The following is a 565-nucleotide window of genomic DNA, read 5'->3' on the forward strand; positions in this document are numbered from 1 at the left end:
GGGTGGGGCTGGGCTGCGTTGCGCTGGGGTATGTCGGACTGCAGGCGGCCACCGGCGGGCTCGGGGTTCCGCTGGACCTGGACGAGGCCGTCTACGCGAGTCAGTTCTCCGGTGACGCGCCGCGGACGCCGTTCGCGGCGCACCGGTCGCTGGGGGAGGGGTTGCTGGCCGCGCCGGTCACGCTCTGGACGTCGGACGTGACCCTGATCCGGGCGTACTTCGCCGTGCTCTCGGCCGTCCTGCTCCTGGCGGCCTTCTGGCCGTGGTTCAGGGTGCTGGACCGGGCGAGCGTGCCGGTGGCGGCGGCGCTGTTCGCGGTGCCGTGGGTGTCGCTGCGGTTCGGCGCCACCGTGCTGCCGAACATGCCGGTCGCGCTGGGCGCCGTCGCGGCCGCGGGGGTGCTGGCCGCGGGCGGGCGCCGGGCGTGGGCCGCGTTGGCGTTGATCATCGCCGGGGTCGGGTTGCTGCGGCCCACGGACGCGGTGTGGCTCGCGCTGCCGCTGTTCGTGGCGGCGCTCTGGGTTCCGGCGTGGCGGTGGTCGGCGGCGGGCATCGCGGGCGGGGT

Annotated in this window: 1 pseudogene; it reads left to right on the plus strand. The window is 76.3% G+C overall.

The features are described from left to right. A pseudogene (locus tag E1289_RS38795) lies at positions 1–565 on the plus strand (hypothetical protein); the annotation flags it as partial.

Origin of the sequence: Actinomadura sp. 6K520, from assembly GCF_004349245.1 — a bacterium.
In the GTDB taxonomy this organism is placed as follows: Bacteria; Actinomycetota; Actinomycetes; order Streptosporangiales; family Streptosporangiaceae; genus Spirillospora.